The 18,072-nt window shown below is 69.0% G+C and carries 11 protein-coding genes and 8 pseudogenes; 10 read left to right on the plus strand and 9 right to left on the minus strand.

Annotated features, from left to right (window positions below; all coding sequences use genetic code 11):
* Positions 1 to 59 precede the first annotated feature (59 nt).
* The gene (locus DEJ15_RS02025) at positions 60 to 485 is read left to right on the plus strand and encodes a hypothetical protein (RefSeq protein WP_146232827.1); all 426 of its coding nucleotides are present in this window, start codon (positions 60 to 62) and stop codon (positions 483 to 485) included.
* A 166-nt stretch (positions 486 to 651) separates the two neighbouring features.
* Entirely contained in the window at positions 652 to 1,926 is a 1,275-nt protein-coding gene (locus DEJ15_RS02030) for an outer membrane protein assembly factor BamB family protein (protein ID WP_284175523.1), read from the plus strand.
* 448 nt (positions 1,927 to 2,374) lie between these two features.
* On the opposite strand, the gene DEJ15_RS02035 is transcribed toward DEJ15_RS02030, so the two are convergent.
* From DEJ15_RS02035 to DEJ15_RS02065, 7 genes and pseudogenes are all read right to left on the minus strand, one after another.
* Positions 2,375 to 2,578 (minus strand): hypothetical protein, encoded by a 204-nt coding sequence (locus tag DEJ15_RS02035; protein WP_284175524.1) that lies wholly within the window; start codon positions 2,576 to 2,578, stop codon positions 2,375 to 2,377.
* Between the two features lie 512 nt (positions 2,579 to 3,090).
* Positions 3,091 to 4,382 (minus strand): annotated as a pseudogene (gene dnaB, locus DEJ15_RS02040) (replicative DNA helicase).
* 722 nt (positions 4,383 to 5,104) lie between these two features.
* Positions 5,105 to 5,557: a 50S ribosomal protein L9 gene (rplI, locus tag DEJ15_RS02045; protein WP_110825787.1), complete on the minus strand. Its 453-nt coding sequence runs from the start codon at positions 5,555 to 5,557 to the stop codon at positions 5,105 to 5,107.
* Between the two features lie 48 nt (positions 5,558 to 5,605).
* A pseudogene (gene rpsR / locus DEJ15_RS02050) lies at positions 5,606 to 5,830 on the minus strand (30S ribosomal protein S18); the annotation flags it as partial.
* A 55-nt stretch (positions 5,831 to 5,885) separates the two neighbouring features.
* Positions 5,886 to 6,453: pseudogene (locus tag DEJ15_RS02055) on the minus strand (single-stranded DNA-binding protein).
* 3 nt (positions 6,454 to 6,456) lie between these two features.
* Positions 6,457 to 6,846, minus strand: coding sequence for a 30S ribosomal protein S6 (gene rpsF, locus DEJ15_RS02060; protein WP_110825785.1), 390 nt, complete (start codon positions 6,844 to 6,846; stop codon positions 6,457 to 6,459).
* A gap of 160 nt (positions 6,847 to 7,006) precedes the next feature.
* Positions 7,007 to 8,445: pseudogene (locus DEJ15_RS02065) on the minus strand (CCA tRNA nucleotidyltransferase).
* 111 nt (positions 8,446 to 8,556) lie between these two features.
* Between DEJ15_RS02065 and DEJ15_RS02070 the strand changes: the two are divergent.
* A complete protein-coding gene (locus DEJ15_RS02070; RefSeq protein ID WP_284175526.1) occupies positions 8,557 to 8,889 on the plus strand; it encodes a DUF6049 family protein in 333 nt (110 codons plus the stop codon).
* Positions 8,890 to 8,892: 3 nt separating this feature from the next.
* Here the strand turns inward: DEJ15_RS02070 and DEJ15_RS02075 are convergent, their stop codons facing one another.
* Positions 8,893 to 9,369, minus strand: coding sequence for a hypothetical protein (locus DEJ15_RS02075; protein ID WP_284175527.1), 477 nt, complete (start codon positions 9,367 to 9,369; stop codon positions 8,893 to 8,895).
* Positions 9,370 to 9,525, minus strand: coding sequence for a hypothetical protein (locus DEJ15_RS02080; protein WP_284175528.1), 156 nt, complete (start codon positions 9,523 to 9,525; stop codon positions 9,370 to 9,372).
* 218 nt (positions 9,526 to 9,743) lie between these two features.
* Here DEJ15_RS02080 and DEJ15_RS17435 point away from each other — a divergent pair.
* The 7 genes and pseudogenes from DEJ15_RS17435 to DEJ15_RS19260 all read left to right on the plus strand — a co-directional run.
* Positions 9,744 to 10,698: pseudogene (locus DEJ15_RS17435) on the plus strand (DUF6049 family protein); the annotation flags it as partial.
* Positions 10,699 to 10,943: 245 nt separating this feature from the next.
* Positions 10,944 to 12,767 (plus strand): murein biosynthesis integral membrane protein MurJ, encoded by a 1,824-nt coding sequence (murJ, locus tag DEJ15_RS02090; protein WP_284175530.1) that lies wholly within the window; start codon positions 10,944 to 10,946, stop codon positions 12,765 to 12,767.
* A 107-nt stretch (positions 12,768 to 12,874) separates the two neighbouring features.
* Positions 12,875 to 13,872 (plus strand): annotated as a pseudogene (gene trxB / locus DEJ15_RS02095) (thioredoxin-disulfide reductase).
* A gap of 83 nt (positions 13,873 to 13,955) precedes the next feature.
* Complete coding sequence (gene trxA / locus DEJ15_RS02100; RefSeq protein ID WP_110825783.1) at positions 13,956 to 14,282, plus strand: thioredoxin; 327 nt, start codon at positions 13,956 to 13,958, stop codon at positions 14,280 to 14,282.
* 247 nt (positions 14,283 to 14,529) lie between these two features.
* Positions 14,530 to 15,832, plus strand: a pseudogene (locus tag DEJ15_RS02105) (aminotransferase-like domain-containing protein).
* Between the two features lie 229 nt (positions 15,833 to 16,061).
* Positions 16,062 to 16,499, plus strand: a pseudogene (locus DEJ15_RS19255) (D-alanine--D-alanine ligase family protein); the annotation flags it as partial.
* Positions 16,387 to 16,842 carry a hypothetical protein gene (locus DEJ15_RS19260; RefSeq protein WP_502866183.1) on the plus strand — a complete coding sequence of 152 codons (456 nt, stop codon included), beginning with the start codon at positions 16,387 to 16,389 and terminating at the stop codon, positions 16,840 to 16,842. The pseudogene DEJ15_RS19255 and the gene DEJ15_RS19260, both read left to right, overlap by 113 nt.
* Positions 16,843 to 18,072 lie beyond the last annotated feature (1,230 nt).

The raw sequence follows: 18,072 nt of genomic DNA on the forward strand, positions 1-18,072 counted from the left end.
GGATTGGGTCGGTCTTCATCGAAGCGAGGACCCAAAGGTCTCGTTCACGTTAGGTACTCATGCACGGCAAGCGCCGTTTGAAGCTGATTCCAGGGGTCTGCCTCGCCGTCGTCGGCCTAGGCGTCCTTGCCGGGTGCACCTCAGTTGCCCCACCCCGACAGAGTGCCCTGGTCGGCACCTGGACATCGGAAAGCGGCAGCACGCTCGAACTCACCAGCGACGGCGAAGCGCATTTCACTGACTTCCCGCGGGCCGCAGTGCGCCTCGAGGCGACAGGTGACCCCGTCGACGGCGGCGGCTCGTGGCGACTCAGGAACGACAGCCACCTGATCAACTTCACCGGCACCGACATGTCCTGGGCAGCTGCAAACGGCACGGAGTGGACCGCGACCGTCACAGACGACTCGCCTCGTCTGATCGTCTTCATGCTGCGCGATCCCGACCTTGAGAGCAGCAAGGAACTCACGCTGCACCTCGATCGGTAAGCAGAGATCCGCCGCACATAAAGAGCTCGCCGCTAGAGACCTGGCCACAGCGGAAACGCGAGGACCGCTCGACCGTTACGCTGCCGGGAGAGCGATGCTGTGCGAGCGTCGCCGCCGATCGGAGTTCCGCATGCCCTGGCGTTCAACGTCCGCCGTCCTCGTCTCCGTGGCCGTTCTCCTCAGCGTGATAGTCGCGCCCGAAACCGCCACGGCTGCTATCGGAATCACTGCTGGCCACACCGTGGCCCCGAGCGGCGGCACCATCGCCCTTGGTGCTGGCATCGATGGCGCGAACCAGAATGCGCAATTGGCTGAAAAGCTGCCTGCCACGATCACCCCAAGCTGGCGGAATGCTCCGCCAAAATGCCCGCAGGCCGGGAACGTCACCGCGACCTCCATCAGCGTGAACGCAACGTCAACAATTGTTGCCGAACAGCAATACGGGTGCTCGAGCCTCTCCGCGTATGCAACCGCGACTGGAAAACTGCAGTGGCGAAACCAAGCCGACTGGGTCGGTTCGGCAACGGTCACCGGTGGCAAGGTGTACGTCACGCAGGTCGACAGCAACGGATCGTCGCGGGTCACGAAGACGCTCTCGGCCCAGACCGGGAAGGTTCTGTGGTCACATGCCATCGGCGGTAACCCGCGACGTTCAGTCAGCGTTGGATCCGGGGTGGTCTCCACTTTGGACAGGGTTGCATCCGCAGCAACGGGGAAGTTCCTCTTCAAGCTCAGCCTCGGCGAGGAGTCGTCACCTGGAGTCTCGATAGTGACCGGCGGCCGAGTGCACTACGCCGACTCCGGTGAAGTCAGAACGACGGACCCAAAGGGTCGGCTGCTGTGGAGCACCAAGTACCCCGCCGGCGTCGAGGGCCTGTATGCGTCAGGCGACAGGCCGGACATCTCAGCTCACGGACGGATGCTCTACGTTTCCGGCAGCAAGACAGTCGTGCTCGGGGCGAAGACTGGACGAATCGTCCGCACCCTACCGGTCTCGGATCAAGCGATCGCTTTCGACGGCAATGTCGGGTTCTTCACCTCAAAAAGCGAACTGACCGGATTCCCGCGAATCGCGTCGACCGTCCGCGCTATCAACCTCACGACCGGGAAGGTGCTCTGGACTCATGCCCTGCCGATCGACGGCTCGACTGCATTCCGTGCCGTCGCAGCTCCCGTCGTCTCGAATGGGTTGGTTTGGTTCACGCAGCGCGCCAACACGGGCAGTCCGACCACCGTGGTCGCGCTTGACGAAGTGACCGGCGCTCAGCGGACCGAGACTGTGGATGCGTGCACGGATGGCAGCAGCTCAGACGGCAATCTCGTCATCGCACAACGCCGAATGTTCGTGTCTACCGGTTGCGGCGTGCAAACGTTCCTGGCAGCAAAGCGCGCCCCCCGTCACACCGACGCCTGGAGAGGTACTGACGGATCCAGGATTTGAGCGCGGCACGGACGAATGGACCGCCATCGGAGACGGCACGATCAATCGTGTGGCATCACCGGCACACGGAGGGTCTGGCGCCCTGTCCGTCATCCCCGCATCAAGCGCCGCCGGGACGATCGGGGTTCAGCGTGTCGTTGAGCGCAACGGAGTCCGATTCGGAGGGTACTGGGCTTCCTGCTGGGTGCGGCCCACCGCCGCGGGCATGAGCGCCGCGATGCGCGACGTTGAATGGGCACCCGGATCCGAGCGGCAAGCGCTCCCAAGGGGCTGGGACATCCCAGAACTCACCGTGGGCGTATGGACGAAGATCGAATGGATTGGGCACATCAGCACGGACGGGAACTCCTCAACACTGCAGGTGTTCACACAGCAGGACCCATCGACCGGCGGGACGTTGCTCATCGACGACTGCTCCGTCACAGAATCTCGACCCGCCGGCTGGTGACTAGCCCACGGCAGTGGGGAGCGCGGTCTTCACCGGCCGCGCTCCCCCGCGCTCATGCTGAGTACCCATCGCCCGGGTCACGCTCTTGCGGGCCTTCGCGGCACCACGCGTGGTCGTGATGGCAGGCCGCGGATGCTTGGCGTTGGAGACGTCGGCACCGTACTGCGCCTGCACGGCGACGGGGTCGACGTCGGCGGCGGCCATCTGCTCCGCGTGGCGGTCGCGACGGTCGGCGCTATCCCACGCCGACAAGCCCGCCGCGGGTGCTCCGCAGCGGCGCCCCGCTCACTTCCAGCCGCCTTCTCCGCAGCGGTACGCGCAACCGAGATCCGGTCCCGGAGCCCCACCGCGTTGTCGATGCGGTCACGGGTGTCGCTCGTGACCTCTTCCGTCGGACGGTTGCTCGTGACGATCACGTTCGCTGCGAACTTTTCGATCCGGTCGGCCTCGTAGTCGTTGAGAGTGACGGTGATATTGACCAAGACGACCGTCATGACCTGACCTTCCGCCTCTCAGGGCGACTACCCGCGCCTCGGGTCCGTCCCTATCGAAGGGCGAGCCGAGGCCACCGACCGGTCGCGCAACTCCGCACTACGCACTGCCCCGAGCACGACGAGGGCCTCATCATCGTCGCTGCCAAACAACGCGTCCATGTCGATATTTCAGACACGTTGAGTGGCAGTCGGACAAGTTAGTTGGCGGACGACAACACTCCCCTACTGCGGCATGTCCACGAACCGCGAGAACATCCCGTGGAACGCCACCGTGATCGTGTCCGTCGGCCCGTTGCGGTGCTTCGCCACGATCAGGTCGGCTTCACCCTGCCGCGGGTTGTCCTTCTCGTACGCCGACTCACGGTGCAACAGGATGACCATGTCGGCGTCCTGCTCGATCGACCCGGATTCACGCAGGTCGGAGATCATCGGCTTCTTGTCGGCACGCTGCTCGGGTCCACGGTTCAGCTGCGACAGTGCGATGACGGGGACCTGGAGCTCCTTCGCCATGAGCTTGAGCGCACGGGAGAACTCGGACACCTCCTGCTGGCGGCTCTCGACCTTCTTGCCCGAGGTCATGAGCTGCAGGTAGTCGATGACGACGAGCTTCAGGTTGTGCTGCTGCTTCAGGCGCCGGCACTTGGCACGGATCTCGACGAGGGTCATGTTGGGGGGAGTCGTCGATGAAGAACGGAGCGTCGTTGATGCGCCCGCGGGTCTGCGCGATGGTGGTCCAGTCGCGGGTGTCGACGGTGCCCTTGCGCATGTTCTGCAGCGGGACGCTCGACTCGGCGGAGAGCAGACGCATGGCGATCTCGGCGCGGCCCATCTCGAGCGAGAAGAACGCGGCGGTCTGGTTGTGCTTCAGCGCGGCGGCGCGGCACAGGTCGAGCGCCAGGGTCGACTTTCCGAGTGCGGGTCGGGCGGCCACGATGATGAGTTGTCCGGGGTGGAAACCGTTCGTCAGGGCGTCCATCTGGGCAAACCCCGTCGGGACGCCGGTCATCTGCCCGTCGCGACCCTTCGCGGCCTCGATCTCGTCGATGGCGGTGCCGATGGCCTCGGTCAGGGGGGACGTAGTCCTCGGTCTGCACACCACCGGCGACGTTGTAGACCTCGGCCTGCGCGCTGTTGACGAGGTCGGTGACCTCACCCTCGCTCGCGTAGCCCATCTGCACGATGCGGGTACCGGCCTCGACCAGACGACGGAGGACGGCCTTCTCGGCCACGATCGCCGCGTAGTACCCGGCGTTCGCCGCGGTCGGGACCATGCTGGTCAGGCTGTGCAGGTACTCGGCGCCACCACCGCGGGACAGCAGGCCCGTCTTCGTCAGCTCGTCGGTGACGGCGATGACGTCGGTCGGCTCACCGTGGGAGTACAGCGACAGGATCGCGTCGAAGATGACCTCGTGCTTGGGGATGTAGAAGTCGACACCGCGGGCGGTCTCGATGACGTCGGCCACGGCGTCCTTCGACAGCATCATGCCGCCGATCGTCGACTGCTCCGCGAGCATGTCGTGCGGGGGGAGTCCGGTCGGCGTTCCGCTCGGCGTACTCCCGGGGGGGCCGGCTCCAGATGCGCGATCGACACAGGTGCTCCTCAGTGTTCATGGCGGGGCGGTGTTCATGGCGGGGCGGTGCTCACGGCGGTGTGGTGTCCATGGCGGTGCTGGCGGACGACCCGCCGAACCGTCCCCCACCGAGCAGTTCTACCCCGGGCGACCGACATCCCCGAGTCGCTGGCTCACGCTACGGGTACAGAGTTATCCCCAGCAACAGCACCTGTGGACAACTCTGTGGATCGATTGCGGAACACGCCGGAGACCTGTGTGGATGGTTGTGCACTCCGCTGTGGAGAACTCCGCCGGAGAACACACTTTCGACTCCTGATCGGGACTTTTTCGTTCCACACCGTGTGTGGAGAACTCGACTTCAACTGCGAGTCGAAGGTTCACCTACGAGCCTTCCACTGTGCAGAACCGACTTGACAAACGGCCTCGTGATCCGGTCCCACTCGGGTGGCTCCCAGGCGCAGGGCGGGGGCCGGCGGTAACCGGCCATCGGTGTTCCTTGCACCGGAACCCCTCAGCCGACCAGGGCCTCCGGAGCGGTTCCGACCCCTTCCGACACGCCGGGAGGGCAACCGTGCAGGGCGCGGTCGTGCACCCGGTGCGGGAACGACGGAGGGCGGGCCTCCCGTGGTGGGAGACCCGCCCTCCGGCGGTGCTGTGTGCTGCTACTTCGCGGCGACGACCTTCAGCGAGATGGTCGCGACGATGTCCTCGCGCAGACGCACGGTGGCCTCGTGGTCACCGACGGTCTTGATGGTCGCGGGGACCTCGACCTTGCGCTTGTCGAGCGAGCCGACGCCCTGCGCCTGGACGGCGTCAGCGACGTCAGCCGGGCGGACGGAGCCGAACAGACGACCGTCCTTGCCGGCCTTGACCGACAGCTGGATGGTGGCGTTCTCGAGCTTCATCTTGAGGTCCTGTGCCTCTTCGATGGTGGCGAGCTCGCGCGCGGTGCGAGCTGCACGGATCGACTCGATCTGCTTCTCGCCGCCCTTCGACCACGACACGGCGAAGCCCTGCGGGATCAGGTAGTTGCGGGCGTAGCCGTTCTTGACGTCGACGACGTCACCGGCGGAACCGAGGCCGGAGACCTCGTGGGTGAGGATGAGCTTCGACATGTGTCGACCTCCGATCAGCGGCCGGAGCCGGCGTAGGGGGAGGAGCGCCATCTCACGGGCGTTCTTCACGGCACGGGCGATGAGGCGCTGCTCCTGGACGGAGACGCCGGTGATGCGACGGGCGCGGATCTTTCCACGCTCCGAGATGAACTTGCGCAGGGTCGCGACGTCCTTGTAGTCGATGACGCCGACCTTGATCGCCTTCGCGGGAGCGGCGTTCTTGCCGCCCTTGCCGCGAGGCTTCCGGCGGTCGCCGGTGCTCTTTCCAGCCATTGTTCTTCCTTACAGAGAGAGAAGTTGTGTGTCCGTCAGACCGTGTGGTCGCGGATCAGAACGGGGTCTCGTCGTCGTAGGTGCCGCCGGGGGTGCTCCACACGTCGTTCGACTGTGCGTTGCCGCCGCCCTGCTGACCACCCTGCGGGGACCACGGTGCGTCGGACTGACCGCCGCCACCGGAGTTGCCGCCGAAGCCACCGCCGGAGTTGCCCCCCGCCGCCGACCTGGCCGCGCCCGCCGCCACCGCCGCTGCCACCCGGTGCACGGGTGATCTGGGCGGTCGCGTACCGGAGCGAGGGGCCGATCTCGTCGACCTCGAGCTCGATGCTCGTCCGCTGCTGACCCTCACGGTCCTGGTAGGAACGCTGACGGAGACGACCCTGCGCGATGACGCGCGAGCCCTTCGTCAGCGACCCCGCCACGTGCTCGGCGAACTCGCGCCACACACTCGCACGGAGGAACAGCGCGTCGCCGTCCTTCCACTCGTTCGCCTGACGGTCGAACGTGCGAGGGGTCGACGCGATGGTGAAGTTCGCCACGGCGAGCCCGTTCTGCGTGTAGCGCAGCTCCGGGTCCGCGGTGAGGTTGCCCACCACCGTGATGACGGTTTCGCCGGCCACGGGCTACTCGGCGCTCGCGGTCGTGGCGGCCGAAGCCGACGCGTTGGCGGCCTTGCGGGCGGCACGGGCCTCGTCGCGCTCCTTCTGAGCGGCGACCTGGGCCATGCCCTCTTCGGCGCGGAGGACCTTGGTGCGCAGGACGGCCTCGGAGAGACCGAGCTGGCGGTCCAGCTCCTTGGCGGAGTCGGCGGACGACGTGAAGTTCACGACGGCGTAGATGCCCTCGTTCTTCTTCGCGATCTCGTACGCGAGCCGGCGACGGCCCCAGACGTCCACGTTGTCGACGGTGCCACCGTCGTTGCGGATGACCGCGAGGAACTTGTCCAGGCTGGGAGCGACGGTGCGCTCATCGATCTCGGGGTCGAGGATCGCCATCAGTTCGTACTGGTGCATGCGGAACCCACCTCCTCTGGTCTCAGCGGCCCCGGGCAGTTCCCGGGGCAGGAGGGTTGATGCATGTGTCTCGGCACGCTGCATGCGCGCGAGACAACCTGCCCATCGTAGCGGACGGCCTGGAGGCGCGCCACCGGCTGTGCAGAGCGACCGGCGCCGGTCAGGCGGACGCGTCGCGGGACGCCCACCAGGCGCGGAGGCGCGCCTCGGCGTCCTCGGGGCCGAGCGGCCCCTCGTCCATCCGCGCCTCGAGCAGGAAGCGGTACGCCTCGCCGACGGCCCGCCCCGGCGGGATGTCGAGGATGCGCATGATGTCGTCGCCCGTCAGGTCCGGACGCATGGAGTCGAGTTCCTCCTGCTCCGCGAGGACGGCGATCCGGGCCTCCAGGTCGTCGTAGGCGAAGCCGAGCCGGTCCGCCTTCCGACGGTTCCGGGTGGTGACGTCGGAGCGGGTGAGCTCGTGCAACCGCTCGAGCTGGTCGCCGGCGTCGCGGACGTAGCGGCGGACGGCGGCGTCGGTCCAGGCGCCCTCGGTGTACCCGAAGAACCGGAGGTGCAGCTCGATCAGGCGCGCGACCGAGGCGATCGTGTCGTTGTCGAACCGCAGCGCCCGCAGTCGCTTCTTCGCGAGCTTGGACCCGACCAGGTCGTGGTGGTGGAAGCTCACCGCGCCGCCGGGCTCGAGCTTGCGGGTCGCGGGCTTGCCGATGTCGTGCAGGAGCGCGGCGAGCCGGAGCACGGTGTCGGGGGGCGTCGCCGGGGTGACGCTCCGCCTCGTACCCGATCGCCTGGGTCAGGACCGTGAGCGAGTGCTCGTACACGTCCTTGTGGTGGTGGTGCTCGTCGATCTCGAGCTTCATCGCCGGCAGCTCGGGCAGGATCCGCTCGGCGATCCCGGTGTCGACGAGGAGCCGGAGCCCCTCGACCGGGTCGGACGTGTTGAGCATCTTCACGAGCTCGTCCCGCACGCGCTCGGCGGAGACGATGTCGATCGAGTCGGCGAGGTCGGACATCGCGCCCCGGACGTCGTCGGACGCCGTGAACCCGAGCTGCGCCGTGAACCGTGCCGCCCGCATCATCCGGAGCGGGTCGTCGCGGAAGGAGATCGGGGCAGCCTGTGGGGTCGCCAGACGTCCGGCGAGCAGGTCCTCGACACCGCCGTGCACGTCGACGAGTTCCCGCTGGGGGGAGTCGGAGCGCCATCGCGTTGACGGTGAAGTCGCGGCGGAGCAGGTCGTCCTCGATGGTGTCGCCGAAGGTGACCTCGGGCTTGCGGGTCTCGCCGTCGTAGACGTCGCTGCGGTAGGTCGTGATCTCGACCTGCTCGCCCCGGACCAGTGCGGCGATGGTGCCGAACTGGCGCCCGACGTCCCACGTCGTCTTCGCGAGGGGTCCGACGATCGCCAGGATCTCGTCCGGACGTGCGTCGGTGGTGAAGTCGAGGTCGGTCACCGGGCGGCCGAGGAAGGCGTCGCGGACGGGCCCGCCGACGAGGGCGAGCTCGTGACCGGCGGCGGCGAACGCCCGTGCGAGGACGTCGACGGTGTCGGTGGCGGCGAGTGCGTCGAGACGTTCGACGGCCTGGGCTACGGACTGCATGACGCCGTCGATCATCCCAGATGATGACGGCGAGCACCTGCGCGCCCGCCTGTCGTCATGGTCGTGCCTCATACACTCGTCGTGGCCCGCTCACGACCAGGGCCCTCTCACATGCAGATACTCCGTACCGTGCTCGCCGCCGCCGCGTCCGCCCTGGTCGCCACCGGTCTGGTCATCGCGCCCGCCGCGATGGACGTCGCCGACGCCGCCACCACCACGAAGCCCGCCGATCCGAGCGCCGCACAGTCCGGCACCACCTCCGTCGCGCTGACCCCGTCGGGGCGAGGGGTCCTCGAGCTCGGTGACGACCTCTCGCTGTCCCTCACCGTGACGAACGACACGGACGCCGCGCTGCCCGCGGGGGAGCGCCGACCTCGACATCATCCGACCCGTGGTCGGGACCCGGGACATCCTGACCGACTGGTTGGGCGACACCACGCCTGACGGTTACCCCGGTGAGCCCATGGGCGAGGTGGACGTCCCGGTCGTCCCGGCACACCGCTCCGTCACGGTCAGTGACATCAGCGTCCCGTTCGCCGACGTCCGACTCGGCACGCTCAACCCGTTCGGTGCACGACGCATCGCGGCCTCGTACGCAGCCGGCTCGACGTTCGCGGTCGGGCGGTCCGCCTTCACCTGGAACCCCGCGCTCGACCGCGCGCCCGTCGACGTCGCCGTCGCGATGCCCGTGACGGTGCCCGCGACCGAGGACGGCGTGCTCACCGCCGGTGCGCTCGCCTCGGCCACCGCGGTCGACGGCACGCTGACCCAGCAACTCGACGCAGCGGAGGACCACAGCGTCGCCCTCGCCGTCGACCCGCGGATCATCGCGTCGATCCGGCTCCTCGGGGACGACGCCCCGAGCACCGCGACGGCCTGGCTGGAGCGCCTGGAGGGCCTGCGGAACGAGAAGTTCCCGCTCACCTACGCGGACGCCGACGTCACCGGACTCCACCAGGCCGGGTCGCCGGGCATCGCCGCGCCGATCTCCTTCGACCAGGCGATCGCCGCCGCCGTCGAGGACGACCGCTTCCCGGGCGCGACCCCGAGCCCGACGGCCATGCCCGCGGACGGGGCCACCCCCCGGGACCTCGAGCACCGACGCACCGGACCAGGACGGTGTCGGCGCCACCGACGCGGCGACCGGTCCCGCGAGCCCCGGCGACCCGACGGACGACGGCAGCACCACGGAGCCGGACGCCCCGACGACCATCCCCACGTCGGAGTCGCTCGTCGACTTCCCGTGGACGCTCGACACCGTCGCCTGGCCCGCCGACGGCACCGTCGCCACCGACGACCTGCCGGCCCTCAGCGAGGCCGGGTACCGCTCCACCATCGTCTCGAGCGGCAACACCTCCGCCGGTGCCGGTGCCACCGTCGCCGCGTCGGAGTCCATCGGTCCGACGCAGGGGCTCGTGGCCGACCAGGCGATGTCGGCGCTCCTCCGGGACGCCGCCGGTGCCACGAACGGTCGCGCCTACACGGACGCGATGTCGGAACTCACCGCCACCCTGGCGACCGTGGCCGTCCAGGGCACCGCGACCGGGCCGCTCCTCCTCACGCTCGACCGGTCCTGGCCGACCGACTCCAGCCGCCTCGACCAGGCCCTGGACACCCTCGAGAGCACCGTCTGGGTCTCGCCGACGGACTTCTCCACCGTGGTCGACGCCACCCCCGGCTCGCTCACGCTGCAGAGCGCCAGCGTCGACGACGACCGGCTCGAGACGCTCCGCCGCCTGGTCGGGTCGGAGCAGGACCTCACCGACTTCGCCAGCGCCGTGCAGGACCCCGCGTCCGTCACCGCCCCCCGCCCGGCTCGCGACCCTCGCGGCGGCCTCGAACGCGTGGCGTGCCGACCCCGAAGGCCTCTCGACGGCGATCGACACGCTCGTCGCCGACAACGACGAGACCGTGAACAGCGTCAACATCGTCAACTCGAGCGACATCACCCTGCTCGGTGACCGGTCCTCGTTGCCGATCTCGGTGCGGAACCGGTCCGACCACGCCGTCACCGTCTTCCTGACCGTCTCGCCGTCGAACTCGTTCCTGCGCATCGAGCAGAACGCGGTCGAGGTCACCATCCAGCCCCGCTCCTCGACCCGCACCACCTTCCCCGTGCAGTCGGTCGCGAACGGCAAGGTCGCCCTGTCGATGTCGCTGACGAGCGCGACCGGGGCCCGGATCTCGACGCCCGCGACGGTCGAGATCAACGTGCAGGCGCAGTGGGAGACGGTCATCACGGCCGTCGCCGCCATCGCGGTCATCGCAGTCTTCGGCTTCGGCATCATCCGCAACGTGCGGCGCCGACTCCGTCGTCGCAACGGGGAGCCCGAGCCCGAGGACGAGGACCCGAACCGTCCGCTCGAGGTCCAGCCGCCGGCGCCGGGGGGAGCCCGCCGTCGACACCCCGCCTGGAGGCCCGAGCCCCGTCCCCGGGGCCGCCCCCCGTTCCCGGGGCCGCCACCGCGATCGCCGCGGCCAGCTCCGGCACCGACACGGTGGCGGCCGACGGCGACCGGCTCGAGGACGCGATCATGCGAGCCGGGGTGCAGTCGAGCCTCCCGGCAGACCACCACGACGACGACAGCACCCGTGACGACCGTCGCCAGCCCACCGACCGCCGTGCGTCCGAGGAGCCGACCATCAGCACCACCCCGCCCACCACGACCGGGAACGTCGACACCGCAGCGGAGGGCGGACGCGACCTCGGACGGGCGAGTGCCCTGCTCGCGGTCGGGACGATGGTGTCGCGGCTGCTCGGCTTCGCGAAGACGTTCGTGCTCGCGTACGCCATCGGGCAGGCGAACTCCCGTGCGGCGGACGCGTTCGCGGTGTCGAACCAGCTCCCGAACAACATCTACGCGCTCATCGCCGGCGGCCTGCTCTCCGCGGTGCTCATCCCGCAGATCGTCCGCTCGATGAGCCAGAACGGCGACGGCGGGCGCGCCTACGTGAACAAGATCGTGACGCTCGGCGGCTCGGTCTTCGTCGTGATCACCGTCATCGCGACCCTGCTCGCCCCGGTCCTGGTCCGCGTGTACGCCGCGCAGGCGGACGACGGCAAGGGCTTCTCCCCGGCGGCGACGGACCTGGCGGTCGCCTTCGCGTTCTGGTGCCTGCCGCAGATCCTCTTCTACGCGATGTACTCGCTGCTCGGCGAGGTCCTCAACGCCAAGCAGGTGTTCGGTCCGTTCACCTGGGCGCCGCTCATCAACAACGTCATCGCGATCGCCGGCCTCGTCGTGTTCATCGCGCTGTTCGGCAACCGCACGATGAACGCGGGGACGGAAGACTGGACGCCGCTGAAGATCGCGGTGCTCGCGGGCAGCGCCTCCCTCGGTGTCCTCGCGCAGGCGGCCTTCCTGCCGTTCTTCTGGAAGCGCGCCGGCCTGACCTTCCGACCCGACTTCCGCTGGCGGGGCGTCGGCCTCAAGGCCACCGGGACGGCGGCCGGATGGCTGTTCGCGATGATCCTCGTCACGCAGCTGGCCGGGATCGTGCAGTCCCGCGTGGCATCGCTCGGCTCCGGCAACGCCGGCAACGCCGTGCTGCAGAACGCCTGGCTGCTGTTCATGCTGCCGCACTCGATCATCGCCGTGTCGATCGCCACCGCGTACTTCACGCGGATGAGCCACGACGCCGAACGCGGCGACCTGGCCGCCGTCCGCCGCAACCTGTCGCTGTCCCTGCGGATCGTCGGCCTGTTCACGGTGTTCTCGGCCGTCGCGCTCATGGTGGTGGCGGTGCCGTTCGGCCGGATGTTCTCGAACACCTTCGAGGGCGCGGTGTCCATCGGCGGTGTGCTGCTGGCCTACATGCCCGGCCTGGTGCTGTTCAGCATGCTCTTCATCATCCAGCGGGTGTTCTGGGCCATGCACGACCACCGGACCCCGTTCCTCATGCAGCTCGTGCAGTCGGGCCTGTTCGTCATCGGGGCCCTGGCCGTGACCGCGCTGCCCGGGCAGGTCATCGGTCTCGCCGTCGCCGCGTGCACGACCGTCGCCGGGTCGGCCCAGACGATCGTGGCGCTCGTGCTCGTCCGTCGGCGGCTCGACGGCATCGAGGGCCCGGTGGTCACCCGGTCGCACCTGCAGTTCGTCGTCGCCGCACTCGTGGCCGGCGCCGTCGGCCTCGTCGTCGTCCACTTCTTCGGGGCCTTCCGCCAGGACGGCTTCGCCATGGCGGACTTCACGAGCGCGGCCATCACCGTCGTCCTCGGCGGGGTCGTCATGGTGGCCGTGTACTTCGGCGTCCTGGCGGCCATCCGCAACGCCGAGGTGCGCAGCGCCGTCGACCTCGTCCGGGCACGACTCGGCCGCTGAGCAGGGCCCAGACGGGGGGACGTCCGCGGGCCTGACGCTCACGGCTGCCCGGGAATGGCCCGCGGCTAGCATGGGTTGTCTCGGTGGCACGCAACGGAAGGGCAGTCATGCGCGAGCTCATCATCATCGGTTCCGGTCCCGCCGGGTTCACGGCCGGCATCTACGCCGCGCGCGCTGAGCTGAAGCCGCTCATCGTCGCCTCGAGCGTCGAGACCGGCGGCGAGCTGACCAAGACGACCGAGGTCGAGAACTTCCCGGGCTTCCCCGAGGGTGTCCAGGGCCCCGACCTCATGATCAAGATGCAGGAGCAGGCCGAGAAGTTCGGTGCCGAAGTCCTGTACGACGACGCCGTCTCGGTGGACCTCACCGGTCAGGTCAAGAAGGTCACCGTCGGCTCCGGCGAGACGTACGAGGCCCTCGCGGTCGTCTACGCGACCGGGTCCGCGTACCGGCACCTGGGCCTCCCGGACGAGGAGCGCCTCTCCGGTCACGGCGTCTCGTGGTGCGCCACCTGCGACGGCTTCTTTTTCCGTCAGAAGAACATCGCCGTCGTCGGCGGCGGTGACTCCGCGATGGAGGAGGCGACCTTCCTCACCCGCTTCGCCGACAAGGTGACGATCATCCACCGCGGGGACACCCTGCGCGCGTCGAAGATCATGCAGGACCGGGCCATGAACGACCCCAAGATCGAGTTCGCCTGGAACAAGACGGTCACCGGCATCACGGGCGACACGGCGGTCGAGGGCGTCACGCTCAGGGACACCGTCACCGGCGAGGAGTCCTCGATGGCGCTGGACGGCCTGTTCATCGCGATCGGCAACGACCCCCCCGCACCCACCTCGTGCACGGCCAGCTCGAGATCGCCCCGGAGGGCACGCTCGCGGTCGAGGGCCGCTCGTCCCGCGCGGTCGGCGTCCCGGGCGTCTTCATCGCCGGTGACGTGCTCGACCCGACGTACCGCCAGGCGATCACGGCCGCCGGTTCCGGTGCCGTGGCCGCACTCGACGCCGAGAAGTACCTCGCCGACCTCGACCACAGCATCACCGACCAGGCCGAGGGCGTCACCCCGACCGAGGCGATCATCGACGTCACCGCGCGGGTCTGACCCGGGCGCGGCCGACCGGGGGGAATGCCCGGTCCGTGGACCACGTTCCCCTCACCGAACCGACTTCCGTCGAAGGAGCAAACATGAGCAACGCCAAGGCCGTCACCGACGCCACGTTCGAGGCCGAAGTCCTCAAGTCCGACAAGACGATCCTCGTCGACTTCTGGGCCGAGTGGTGTGGCCCGTGTCGTGCGGTGTCGCCGATCCTCGACCAGATCGCCGCGGAGCACGCCGACAAGATCGAGATCGTCAAGCTCAACGTCGACGACAACCCGCAGTCGGCCATGAACTACCAGATCACGTCGATCCCGGCGATGAAGGTCTTCAAGGGCGGCGAGGTCGTCAAGACCGTCATCGGCGCCAAGCCGAAGCCGGCCCTCGAGGCCGACCTCGCCGACTTCCTCGCCTGAGGAACCGGCACAGCGGAACCGGTAGAGCGGGACCCGCACCACAGACCCGGACGCCCCGTCCTCCATTCCATCGGAGGGCGGGGCGTTCGCCTGTCCCGGGCCGATGTCCGCGCGCCGGGCGGGGCGGACGCGGGGCGGGCCTCCAGGCCGGAGCGGGCCACCGATCGACGATCGGCCTCGTCGCGGACCGACGGATGCCCGGTTGCATGTCGTACTGTGGCGAGAACGACCGAGTGGAGGAAACTCGATGACGAACGGCAACAGTCTCGACCCCTGGTACGACTCCTACGCCCAGCGCACCGCCGGGCTGAGCGCCTCCGAGGTCCGAGCTCTGTTCGCCGTCGCGTCGAGGCCCGAGGTGGTCTCGCTCGCCGGCGGCATGCCGTACGTCTCCGCACTGCCGCGGGAGCTCGTCACGGGCTCCATCGACCGCGTCATGCAGGAGGACGCCGCCATGGCGCTGCAGTACGGCGGTGGGCAGGGACACCGACCCCTCCGTGAGCACATCGTCGACGTGATGAGCCTGGAGGGCATCCGTGCCAGCCCGGAGGACGTCGTGGTCACCACGGGGTCCCAGCACGCCCTGGACCTCGTGACGCGGCTGTTCATCGACCCGGGTGACGTCGTCCTGGCGGAGTCGCCGTCCTACGTCGGTGCCATCGGTGTGTTCCGGTCGTACCAGGCGGAGACGGTGCACGTGGCGACGGACGAGCACGGACTGGTCCCGGAGGCCCTCCGCGAGACGATCGGCCGTCTCCGGGCCGCTGGCAAGCGGATGAAGTTCCTGTACACGATCCCGAACTTCCACAACCCCGCCGGGGTCACGATGAGCCGCGAGCGCCGCATCGAGGTCCTCGACATCTGCCGCTCGAACAGCATCCTCGTGCTCGAGGACAACCCGTACGGGCTGCTCTGGTTCGACGAGCCCGCCCCACAGGCCATCCGGTCGATCGACGACGAGGGCGTGGTCTACCTCGGCTCGTTCTCGAAGACGCTCGCGCCCGGGTTCCGCGTCGGGTGGGCCCTGGCGCCACACGCCATCCGCGAGAAGCTCGTGCTCGCGAACGAGTCGGCCGTCCTCGCCCCGAACTCCTTCGGTCAGTACGTCGTCAACGCGTACCTCGACGCAGCGGACTGGAAGGGGCAGATCGACACCTTCCGCGGCCTGTACGCCGAGCGCCGCGACGCGATGCTGTCCGCGCTGGGGGGAGTTCCTGCCCGATCTGCACTGGACGGTGCCGAACGGCGGCTTCTTCGTGTGGCTGACCCTGCCGGACTCGCTCGACTCGAAGGGCATGCTCCCGCGCGCCGTCAAGGAGCTCGTCGCCTACACACCGGGCACGGCCTTCTTCGCCGACGGTCGCGGAGCCGGCAACATCCGCCTGTCGTTCTGCTACCCCACTTCTGACCAGATCCGCGTCGGCGTCAAGCGCCTGGCCTCCGTGGTGAACGACGAGCTCGAGCTCATCGAGACGTTCGGCCCGACGGCGCGGACCGCCTCGTCCGTCAGCCGCTCCACGGTCAGCTCGCCGCCGCCGAACCTGTCCTGATCAGGCATTTTCGCTTCACCGTACCCCTTCGCAGAGGAACACACATGGCTGAGTTCGCCCGCCGTCACGTCGTCGTCGTCGCCGGGGGGGGATCTCGCACGAACGCGACATCTCTCTGCGGTCCGGACGACGCGTCGCGGACTCGCTCGCCGGGTACGGATGGCAGGTCGACCTCCGTGACGCCGACGCGTCGTTGCTGCCGGCGCTGAGCGCAGACCGCCCGGACGTCGTGTGGCCCGCGCTGCACGGAGCGTCCGGTGAGGACGGCGCGCTGCGCGGCATCCTGGAGGCCCTCGACATCCCGTACGTCGGCTCACGCTCCACGTCGGCTCGCCTGGCATGGGACAAGCCGACCGCATCGGCGCTCGTCTCTCGGGCCGGCGTCCGGACGCCCCGCTCCGTCACGCTGTCGCACGACGTGTTCCGGGAACTCGGTGCCGTGGGTGTGCTGCGGGCCATCGCCGCGGAGCACCCCGTGCCGCTCGCCGTGAAGCCTGCCCGTGGCGGGAGTGCTCAGGGCGTCACCCTCGTCGAGGACGTCGACGACCTGCCTCGTGCCATGGTCGCTGCGTACACGTACTGCGAGGACGCCGTGGTCGAGCAGCTCATCCGCGGGACCGAAATCGCCGTGGGCATCATCGACACGGGCGACGGGCCGCTCGCGCTGGCGCCGGTGGAGATCGTGCCCCGCAACGGGTTCTACGGGTACGAGGCGCGCTACAACGCGGGGGGAGACCACGTTCTACACGCCCGCCCGCCTGGCGGACGAACACTCGAAGGCCGCATCGGCAGCGGCGGTCCTCGCCCACCGCGCTCTGGGTCTGCGGCACGTGTCCCGCGTCGACATCATCGTCGACGGAGCCGGGACGCCGTGGTTCCTCGAAGCGAACGTGCTCCCGGGGCTCACCGAGACGTCCCTCGTGCCGCAGGCGCTGTCGGCGTCGGGGTTCGACCTCGGGTGGACGTACGCCGAACTCGCGGAGCAGGCCATCCGGGACCACTCGGCCTGAGCGGGGAAGGTCTCCGACGTTCGGACGTTCCACGTGGAACATCGACCGATCGTGTTCGCTGTGGTCGAGACGCGACAGCCGTCCTGACTCGGAGAACCGGCGCCTTGGGGCGGTCGGGTGCGTTGCCGGGCCCAGCTATCGCCTGTGACCCGCCTGGCTGCCGAGACCGGTCGGCCTGGCAGCGGATGGCCGGGTGCGAACGGTCCGCCTGCCCGTTCGCGTGACCGGTACCGCAGTGGTGGAGCACGCCTTGTTCTTCCGCGGCACCGGCGCGGCTACTGCCTGCTGATCGCGGACGTGCCCGCGGCTCGTTTCCTTCGCGCATGCGCATCGGGCGACCGAACTCGGACCATGTCAGCCCTCCTGGACCTGCGGCTGCCGCGGAGGACCACGTAGCTCGGGCTACGCAGCGGCGGGCGCTGCGTGGAAGCTCCGGGAGGGCGGAGGTTGACCTCCCAACCCGTGACATGGCGGGAAGCATCGTCTGAGCCCGTCCCCGTTGGCCCGACACTGTGATTTGAGCGGCAGCCACGGTGCCGCTCACGACCATCACCTTCTGTCGGTCGATCAGCACCCTGCCGTCGGCAGGCGGCACGGCGAGGACATTCCGACTGCCGTTGTCCACCCGCCGGCGTGCGACCATCCCGCCGGGGAGCCGAAGTACGGCTCGTCCGCTGAGGCGGTGTGAGCAGGACTTCGGAAGAGGCGCCTTTCATCGCCGCTCGCATCGAGGCCCCGCCGAAGCGGGGTCAGTCGGGCATGCTGCACGCGGTGGTCGCAGCTGAGGGAGCGGAACCGGTCGCGGTCTCGCGGCGCGGACCATGCCCATCAAGCTGAGCCGGGGTGGCGACACGGCTGACTCGCTACAGAGCAAGTCGCTTACTCCGCACCGCTTGTTGACCGATCGACATCCGCGCCCCTCGGCCCACACTCACCGCTCAGGCCGCGAGCGTTGTGCTGGCCTGCAGGCTGCCGAGGATCGTGGGGCATCGAACTTGTGTGTGCGGCACCGCTGGGACACGACTGCCAGCTGCCACCTTCAATCGCTGTTCCTTGCCCTCCGCGTGATGCTCTTTCCCTCCGGCAGGGTCGGTAGGCCCCGAGAGCGGCGTCGTGGAGATCGACGTTTCACGTGGAACATCGCCACCAGTTGAAACTCCTGGTGAAGGTGCCCGCGGTGCCCGACCTGCCCTCGTCGAGCACGGGCGCACTATCGGGCCTCGTCGGGCG

Origin of the sequence: Curtobacterium sp. MCJR17_043 (genome assembly GCF_003224315.2) — a bacterium.
Classification (GTDB): domain Bacteria; phylum Actinomycetota; class Actinomycetes; order Actinomycetales; family Microbacteriaceae; genus Curtobacterium.

Excerpts from the sequence above, each read along its gene's own strand:
- rplI (WP_110825787.1), bottom strand. The coding sequence starts at position 5,557 with ATGTCGAAGCTCATCCTCACCCACGAGGTCTCCGGCCTCGGTTCCGCC.
- trxA (WP_110825783.1), top strand. The coding sequence starts at position 13,956 with ATGAGCAACGCCAAGGCCGTCACCGACGCCACGTTCGAGGCCGAAGTC.
- rpsF (WP_110825785.1), bottom strand. The coding sequence starts at position 6,846 with ATGCACCAGTACGAACTGATGGCGATCCTCGACCCCGAGATCGATGAG.
- DEJ15_RS02025 (WP_146232827.1), top strand. The coding sequence starts at position 60 with ATGCACGGCAAGCGCCGTTTGAAGCTGATTCCAGGGGTCTGCCTCGCC.
- DEJ15_RS02035 (WP_284175524.1), bottom strand. The coding sequence starts at position 2,578 with ATGGCCGCCGCCGACGTCGACCCCGTCGCCGTGCAGGCGCAGTACGGT.
- DEJ15_RS02070 (WP_284175526.1), top strand. The coding sequence starts at position 8,557 with ATGCAGATACTCCGTACCGTGCTCGCCGCCGCCGCGTCCGCCCTGGTC.